Genomic DNA, 6,839 nt, shown 5'->3' with positions numbered 1-6,839 from the left:
ACCAGATCCCCAGCACGATCTGCGGAAAGAATGTGGGCGAGAACGCCCGCTCCGGCGCCGGGGTCCCCGGCGCCCAGGTCGACACCAGCAGGCCCGCACCCGCCAGCAACAGCGCCAGCGTCGTCAGCGCGCGTTCGTTCAGCGCAGGGGCCATGGCGCCCTCCTTGCGGGGGCGGCGGGCCGGGGCCCGCCGCGACAGGTCAGGGGCGTGTCAGAGGCCCGACGCCTCGATCAGGGTGGCGTTGGCCGCGTACTGGGCGCGGAAGAACGCGTCGAACGTGGCCGCGTCCATGAAGTCCAGCACGGTGCCGGTGCGCGCCCCGAACTCCTGAAACCCGTCCGAGGCGACGGCGGCCCCGCAGGCGTCGCTCAGCTGGTCGCGCACGGCGTCGTCCAGCCCGGCGGGCGCGAACAGCCCGCCCCAGAGGTAGAGCTCGTCCAGCGGGGCCTCGACCCCGACCTCGCGCGCGGTGGGCAGGTCGGGGTGCGCCTCCAGCCGTTCATCGTTGAACACCATCAGCGGGCGCAGGTCGCCGCCCTGCATCAGCAGTTCGGTGTCGCCGAAGAACTGGATGGTGCCGGCGGCCATGCCCTGCATCGCGGGGCCCGAGCCCTGGAACGGCAGGTGGCGGACGTGATCCGACAGCCCCAGCCCGGCAAACGCCGCGACCATCGACAGATGCGTGATCGCCCCCGGCCCCGACGAGCCGTAGAGGTAGCGCCCGGGTTCCGCGCGCACCGCCTCCACCACGTCGTCCATGCTCTGGAACGGGCTGTTGTCGGCGACGAAGAACATGGTGGGGGACGCCGCGACCGCACAGATCGGCGTCCAGCTGTCCACCCCATAGGGCACGTCGTTGATCTGCGGCTGGATCGTGGCGATGGTGATCGACCAGTAGCCCAGCTGATGGCCGTCCGCGCGCTGCCCCGCCAGCGCCGAGGCCGCGACCGTGCCCGATCCGCCGGCCATGTTCGACACGAACACCGAGCCGCCGAGCGCCTCCTCGAAATGCGGCGCGAAGGCGCGCATCAGAAGATCGGTGCCGCCGCCCGCGTTGAACGGCACGACGATGTTGAGCGGACGCTGCGGAAACTCCGCCAGCGCGGTGCCCGCCGCAAGTGTCGCCGCGACGGCGGTGCCGGCGGCCAGAAGTGCTGATTTCATGGTGTCCTCCCTCGTCCCCGGATCACCGTTCCATGGCGATGACAGCGCTGTCAATGAAAATGATCGCGCCGCCCCGGGGCGGGATCAGGCGGTCGCGCCGGGGATCAGGGCAAAGCCCACGTCGATGCTGCGCGCGGGCTCCTCGCCGCGCAGGCGCGCAAGCAGGGTGTCGGCGGCCACCGCCCCGATGCGGTCGCGCATGGAGGCGATGGAGGTCAGCGGCTGCGGCAGCGCCTGTCCGATCGCAAGGCCGTTGAAACCCGCCAGCGCCACGTCGCCCGGCACCGCCAGCCCCGCCGCCATGCAGTGGAACATCGCCCCCACCGCCATGTCGTCGTTGGAAAAGCACACAGCCAGCCCCCCCGGCGCGCGGCGCGCCAGCAGCGCCGCCAGCCCCTCGCGCCCCAGCGGGACCGAGGACGGGCCGGGCAGGGTCAGCACCTCCTCGAACCGCGCGCGGACGTCGGCCAGGCCGGCGCGCAGCCCCTCCAGCCGCGCGAGCGCGCGCGGGTCGGCGGCGATGTCGTGGCCCAGATACGCGAACCGGCGATACCCCCGCCCGGTCAGATGCGCCGCCATCGCCCGCCCGGCGGCGCGCTGCGATAGGCCCACGGCGGTGTCGATGGGGGGGGGGTCGATGTCCATGATCTCCACCACCGGCAGGCCCGATTGCGCCAGCATCCGGCGCGTGCCCTCGGTGCTGGCGGCGGGCGCGATCACGATCCCCGCCGGGCGCCACGACAAGAGGTCCCGGATCAGGCGTTCCTCCTGCTCGGGGTCATAGTTCGACACGCCCAGGATGGGGTGGTGGCCGGCGTGGTCCAGCCGCGTCTCCAACCCCCGCAGCACATCGGCGAACACGCTGTTGGACAGCGACGGCAGCACCACCGCCACCTGCCGCGAGGCGCCCCCCGCCAGCGCCCCGGCCATCCGGTTGGGCACATAGTCCAGCGCGCGGGCGGCGGCGCGGACCTGCTCCAGCGTGCGGGGCGCCACGTTGGCGGCATCGCGCAGCGCGCGGCTGGCGGTGATCTCGCTGACGCCGGCGGCGCGGGCGACCTGCGCCAGCGTCACGCGCGGCTCGGCGGGGTCGGGGGGGGGGCGGGACATGCGGGCCCTTCCTCGTGGGTGCGACGGCCGCAGTATCGGCGGTTTCGCGGCCGATGCAAAGCCGCCCGCCGATGTTACCGAAACGTCGCCCGCACATCACCGAACCGTCACGCCCGCGCCCTAAAGCCGGGCGCATCGCAGCCATCAGGGAATGCCCGCCATGACACGCCTGTTTGCCACCGCCGCCCTGTCCGCGCTGATCGCGCTGCCCGCCGGGGCGTTCCAGCTCGATCCGCGCTTCACCGATGCCGACGGCGACCTGATCGCCGACATCCCCGAGGACGAGAGCGCGTGGCTCGACCCCGCGACGCTGGTCTTTGCCTATACCCCGGTGGAGGACCCGGCGGTGTATGTGGATGTCTGGCAGGAGTTCCTCGATCACCTGTCCGAGGCCACCGGCAAGCCGGTGCAGTTCTTTCCGGTCCAGTCGAACGCCGCCCAGCTGGAGGCGATGCGCGCCGGCCGGCTGCACATTGCCGCCATCAACACCGGCGGCAATCCCATCGCCGTGGCGTGCGCGGGGTTCCGGCCCTTCGCCATGATGGCCGCCGAGGACGGCTCGTTCGGCTACGAGATGGAGATCATCACCCACCCCGGCTCGGGCATCGAGGAGCTGGCGGACCTGCGCGGCCGCACGCTCGCCTTCACCTCCGAGACGTCCAACTCCGGCTTCAAGGCGCCGCAGGCCCTGCTGGAGGCCGAGTTCGACCTCGTGCTCGACCGCGATTTCTCGGCCGCGTTCTCGGGCGGGCACGACAACTCCATCCTCGGGGTGGCCAATGCGGATTATGACGCCGCCGCCATCGCCAACTCGGTGCTGACGCGCATGGTCGCGCGCGGCGTCGTCAGCCGCGACGATCTGGTGACGATCTACACCTCCGACACCTTTCCGACCTCGGGCTACGGCACGGTCCACAACCTGCACCCCGACCTGCAGGACGCCATCCGGGAGGCGTTCTTCAGCTTCGACTGGGAGGGCACCGCGCTGCAGGCCGAGTTCGGCGCGCAGGGCGAGACGCAGTTCATCCCGATCACCTTCGAGGAGCACTGGAGCGTGATCCGCCAGATCGATGCGGCGATGGGTGTCACCTACACCTGCAACTGATCGGGCACCTGCACCTGATCTGCCCTCGGGCGGTGGGCGCATCGGCCCGCCGCCCCCCTGCGTCGGAGACCCCGCATGCTGAGCGTCGAGAAGCTGACCAAGGTCTACCGCACCGGTGACACGGCCTTGACGGACGTCACCTTTACCGTGCCCAAGGGGCAGGTGGTAGGGCTGATCGGCCCGTCCGGCGCGGGCAAGTCCACGCTGATCCGCTGCGTCAACCGGCTGGTGGAGCCGACGTCGGGGGCGGTGCGGCTGGGCGATCTGGACATCACCCGCCTGCGGGCGCGCGATCTGCGCCGCGCGCGGCGGCGCATCGGCATGATCTTCCAGGAATACGCGCTGGTCGAACGGCTGACGGTGATGGAGAACGTGCTGTCGGGGCGGCTGGGCTATGTGCCGTTCTGGCGCAGCTTCACCCGCCGCTTTCCCGGCCCCGACATCGCGCGGGCGTTCGCGCTGCTGGACCGCGTGGGCCTGTCGGCGCACGCCGACAAGCGCGCCGACGCGCTGTCGGGCGGCCAGCGCCAGCGCGTGGGCATCGCGCGCGCGCTGGAGCAGGAGCCGGATCTGCTGCTGATCGACGAGCCGACGGCCAGCCTCGATCCCCGCACCAGCCGCCAGATCATGCGCCTGATCGTGGAGATCTGCCGCGAAAGCGGTCTGCCGGCGATCATCAACATCCATGACGTGGTGCTGGCGCAGCAGTTCGCCGACCGCATCATCGGGCTGCAATCGGGCCGCGTGGTGTTCGACGGCCCGCCCGCGCAGCTCACCGGCGACGCGCTGACCGCGATCTATGGCGCCGAGGACTGGACCGCCATGCGCCAGTCCGCCGCCGACGATGCCGAAGCCGAGGCCGAGGAGCGTGACGAGGCCCGCAAGATGCTGAGGGCGCTATGAGCGCGGCCTTTCCCACCCGCTGGCGCCGCCCGCCGCAGATGATCCGCTCGCGCGCCTGGCGCGTGGTGCTGGCCGTGGGCGCGCTGGTGTACCTGACGCTGGCCATCGGCACGGTGGAGGTGAACTGGACCCGCGTCATGGTCGGGCTGGAGCGCGGGCAGCGCTTTGTCGCGGGCTTCCTGCAGCCCGATTTCACCACGCGCTGGCGCGACATCTCGGCCGGGCTGGTGGAGAGCCTGACGATGACGCTGACCTCCACCGTGGTGGGGGTGCTGATCTCGGTCCCCATCGGGGTGGGGGCGGCGCGCAATCTGGCGCCCGCCTGGGTCTATGCGATCTGTCGCGGGATCATCGCCGCGTCGCGTGCCCTGCAGGAGATCATCGTGGCGATCTTCCTCGTGGCGCTGTTCGGCTTCGGGGCGTTTGCGGGGTTCCTGACGCTGACCTTCGCCACCATCGGCTTCATCGGCAAGCTGCTGGCCGAGGATATCGAGGATCTGGACGCCACCCAGGTGGAGGCGATCCGCGCCACCGGGGCGTCATGGCTTCAGGTCATCAACTACGCCGTGCAGCCGCAGGTGATGCCGCGCCTGATCGGGCTGTCGGTGTACCGGCTGGACATCAATTTCCGCGAATCCGCGGTGATCGGGATCGTCGGCGCAGGCGGGATCGGGGCGACGCTGAACACCTCGCTCAGCCGGTATGAATACGACAGCGCGGGGGCGATCCTGCTGCTGATCATCGGGATCGTGATGGTGGCGGAATACGCCTCGGGGCATCTGCGCAGGTGGGTTCAATGAGCGTGCGGGACATATCGTCGGCCGAGATGCCGGTCTGGCACCACCGCACGGCGGCGGGTCGGCTGGGCCTCTATGCCGGGTGGCTGGGGTTGGTGGCGCTGTTCGTGTGGTGCTGGGGGCTGATGACCGAACGCACGATGTGGGTGTTCGTGTGGGACGCGCCCACGGCGGCGGCCGACCTGATGAACCGCGCCTGGCCGCCGCGCTGGTCCTACATGGAGCGGCTGTGGGGCCCGCTGTGGGACACGATCAACATCGCGACGCTGGGCACGCTTCTGGGGATCGCGATCGCGGTGCCGCTGGCGTTTCTGGCGGCGTCCAACACCACGCCGTCGCGCACGCTGCTGCGGCCCGCAGCGCTGTTCTGCATCGTGGCGTCGCGGTCGATCAACGCGCTGATCTGGGCGCTGCTGCTGGTGTCGATCCTGGGGCCGGGGTTGCTGGCGGGGATCCTGGCGATCGGCTTCCGCTCGGTCGGGTTCATCGGCAAGCTGCTCTATGAGGCGATCGAGGAGACCGACGCCCGCCAGGTGGAGGCCGTCGCCGCCACCGGCGCCAGCCAGGCACAGATCCTGAATTACGGCATCGTGCCGCAGGTGCTGCCGACATTCTGGGGCATCTCGGTGTTCCGCTGGGACATCAACATCCGCGAAAGCGCGATCCTGGGGCTGGTGGGGGCGGGCGGCATCGGCGCGCAGTTGCAGGCGAGCCTGAACGTGCTGGCCTGGCCGCAGGTGACGCTCATCATCCTGGTGATCCTGGCCACGGTGCTGGTCAGCGAATGGGTGTCCGCACGGGTGCGCCACGCGCTGATCTGACGGCCTCAGCCCTCCAGCACCAGATGGTCCGGCCCGACGGTGCGGTAGCGCGACGGCGCGGGCGTGTGGCCTGCGGGGAACACGGGCGAGGGGATGGCGCGGAACGTGACCTCGTCGCCGACCGCGCGGCGGGTGGCGGGGTCGGCGATGGGGATCGCGGACAGAAGCGCGCGGGTATAGGGGTGCTGCGGGTCCTCGAAGATCGCGGCGCGGGGGCCGATTTCGACAATGCGGCCCAGGTACATGACGCCGACGCGGTGAGCGACGCGCTCGACCACCGCCATGTCGTGGCTGATGAACAGGTACGACAGGCCGAGGTCGCGCTGAAGCTCCATCATCAGGTTCAGCACCTGCGCCTGCACCGACACATCGAGCGCCGACACCGCCTCGTCCGCGACGATCAGCCGGGGGTTGAGGGCCAGCGCGCGCGCGATGGCGACGCGCTGGCGCTGGCCGCCCGACAGCTCGTGCGGGAAGCGGCGGAGGTAGTCGCGCGGCAGCCGCACCCGGTCGAAAAGGGCCGCGATGCGGTCGTCCATCTCCGTCCCGCGCGGGTGGCCGAAGTTCATCAGCGGCTCGGCCACCTGCGCCCGCAGGCGGCGATAGGGGTTGAGGGATGCGAACGGGTCCTGGAACACCATCTGCATGTGGCGCCGCGCCTGCCGCAGCCCGCCCGCGTCGAGGCCCCGGATGTCCTGGCCGTCCAGGATCACCTCGCCCGCCGTGGGTTCCACCAGCCGCAGGATCGACCGCGCGGTGGTGGACTTGCCGCAGCCCGATTCCCCCACCAGCGCCAGCGTCTGGCCGGCGGGGAGGGTGAAGCTGACATCCTCCACCGCGTGGACATTGGCCACCACGCGGCGCAGGAGGCCGCCGCGCATGGGAAACCGGGTGGTCAGGCCCTTGACCGACAGCACGGGGCGGCCGGTGGGGGGTGG

At 71.1% G+C, this 6,839-nt stretch carries 7 protein-coding genes; 4 read left to right on the top strand and 3 right to left on the bottom strand.

What is annotated here, in order from left to right; all coding sequences use genetic code 11:
• Nucleotides 1–211 precede the first annotated feature (211 nt).
• Together CCR87_RS08625 and CCR87_RS08620 are read right to left on the bottom strand one after the other, a co-directional pair.
• A complete protein-coding gene (locus tag CCR87_RS08625; protein WP_201157124.1) occupies nt 212–1,165 on the bottom strand; it encodes a tripartite tricarboxylate transporter substrate binding protein in 954 nt (317 codons plus the stop codon).
• Between the two features lie 84 nt (nt 1,166–1,249).
• A complete protein-coding gene (locus CCR87_RS08620; protein ID WP_201157123.1) occupies nt 1,250–2,275 on the bottom strand; it encodes a LacI family DNA-binding transcriptional regulator in 1,026 nt (341 codons plus the stop codon).
• A gap of 160 nt (nt 2,276–2,435) precedes the next feature.
• Between CCR87_RS08620 and phnD the strand changes: the two genes are divergently transcribed.
• The 4 genes from phnD to phnE (CCR87_RS08600) all read left to right on the top strand — a co-directional run bounded on the left by phnD (nt 2,436) and on the right by phnE (CCR87_RS08600) (nt 5,901).
• Nucleotides 2,436–3,380 carry a phosphate/phosphite/phosphonate ABC transporter substrate-binding protein gene (gene phnD / locus CCR87_RS08615; protein ID WP_207186597.1) on the top strand — a complete coding sequence of 315 codons (945 nt, stop codon included), beginning with the start codon at nt 2,436–2,438 and terminating at the stop codon, nt 3,378–3,380.
• 75 nt (nt 3,381–3,455) lie between these two features.
• Nucleotides 3,456–4,283, top strand: coding sequence for a phosphonate ABC transporter ATP-binding protein (gene phnC / locus CCR87_RS08610; protein ID WP_201157121.1), 828 nt, complete (start codon nt 3,456–3,458; stop codon nt 4,281–4,283).
• Nucleotides 4,280–5,083 carry a phosphonate ABC transporter, permease protein PhnE gene (phnE, locus tag CCR87_RS08605; RefSeq protein WP_201157120.1) on the top strand — a complete coding sequence of 268 codons (804 nt, stop codon included), beginning with the start codon at nt 4,280–4,282 and terminating at the stop codon, nt 5,081–5,083. Before phnC ends, phnE (CCR87_RS08605) begins: the two co-directional genes overlap by 4 nt.
• Nucleotides 5,080–5,901 carry a phosphonate ABC transporter, permease protein PhnE gene (gene phnE, locus CCR87_RS08600; protein WP_201157119.1) on the top strand — a complete coding sequence of 274 codons (822 nt, stop codon included), beginning with the start codon at nt 5,080–5,082 and terminating at the stop codon, nt 5,899–5,901. The genes phnE (CCR87_RS08605) and phnE (CCR87_RS08600) overlap by 4 nt, the downstream gene beginning before the upstream one ends.
• A gap of 5 nt (nt 5,902–5,906) precedes the next feature.
• Here phnE (CCR87_RS08600) and CCR87_RS08595 read toward each other — a convergent pair.
• A partial coding sequence (locus CCR87_RS08595) for an ABC transporter ATP-binding protein (protein WP_201157118.1) occupies nt 5,907–6,839 on the bottom strand: 933 nt, incomplete at its 5' end.

Source organism: Rhodobaculum claviforme, from assembly GCF_016653255.1.
GTDB classification, from domain to species: Bacteria; Pseudomonadota; Alphaproteobacteria; order Rhodobacterales; family Rhodobacteraceae; genus Rhodobaculum; species Rhodobaculum claviforme.
This window is presented reverse-complemented; position numbering and strand designations above follow the sequence as displayed.

Coding starts and splice junctions, on each gene's coding strand:
- phnD (WP_207186597.1), top strand. CDS start 2,436: ATGACACGCCTGTTTGCCACCGCCGCCCTGTCCGCGCTGATCGCGCTG.
- CCR87_RS08620 (WP_201157123.1), bottom strand. CDS start 2,275: ATGTCCCGCCCCCCCCCCGACCCCGCCGAGCCGCGCGTGACGCTGGCG.
- phnC (WP_201157121.1), top strand. CDS start 3,456: ATGCTGAGCGTCGAGAAGCTGACCAAGGTCTACCGCACCGGTGACACG.
- phnE (WP_201157120.1), top strand. CDS start 4,280: ATGAGCGCGGCCTTTCCCACCCGCTGGCGCCGCCCGCCGCAGATGATC.
- CCR87_RS08625 (WP_201157124.1), bottom strand. CDS start 1,165: ATGAAATCAGCACTTCTGGCCGCCGGCACCGCCGTCGCGGCGACACTT.
- phnE (WP_201157119.1), top strand. CDS start 5,080: ATGAGCGTGCGGGACATATCGTCGGCCGAGATGCCGGTCTGGCACCAC.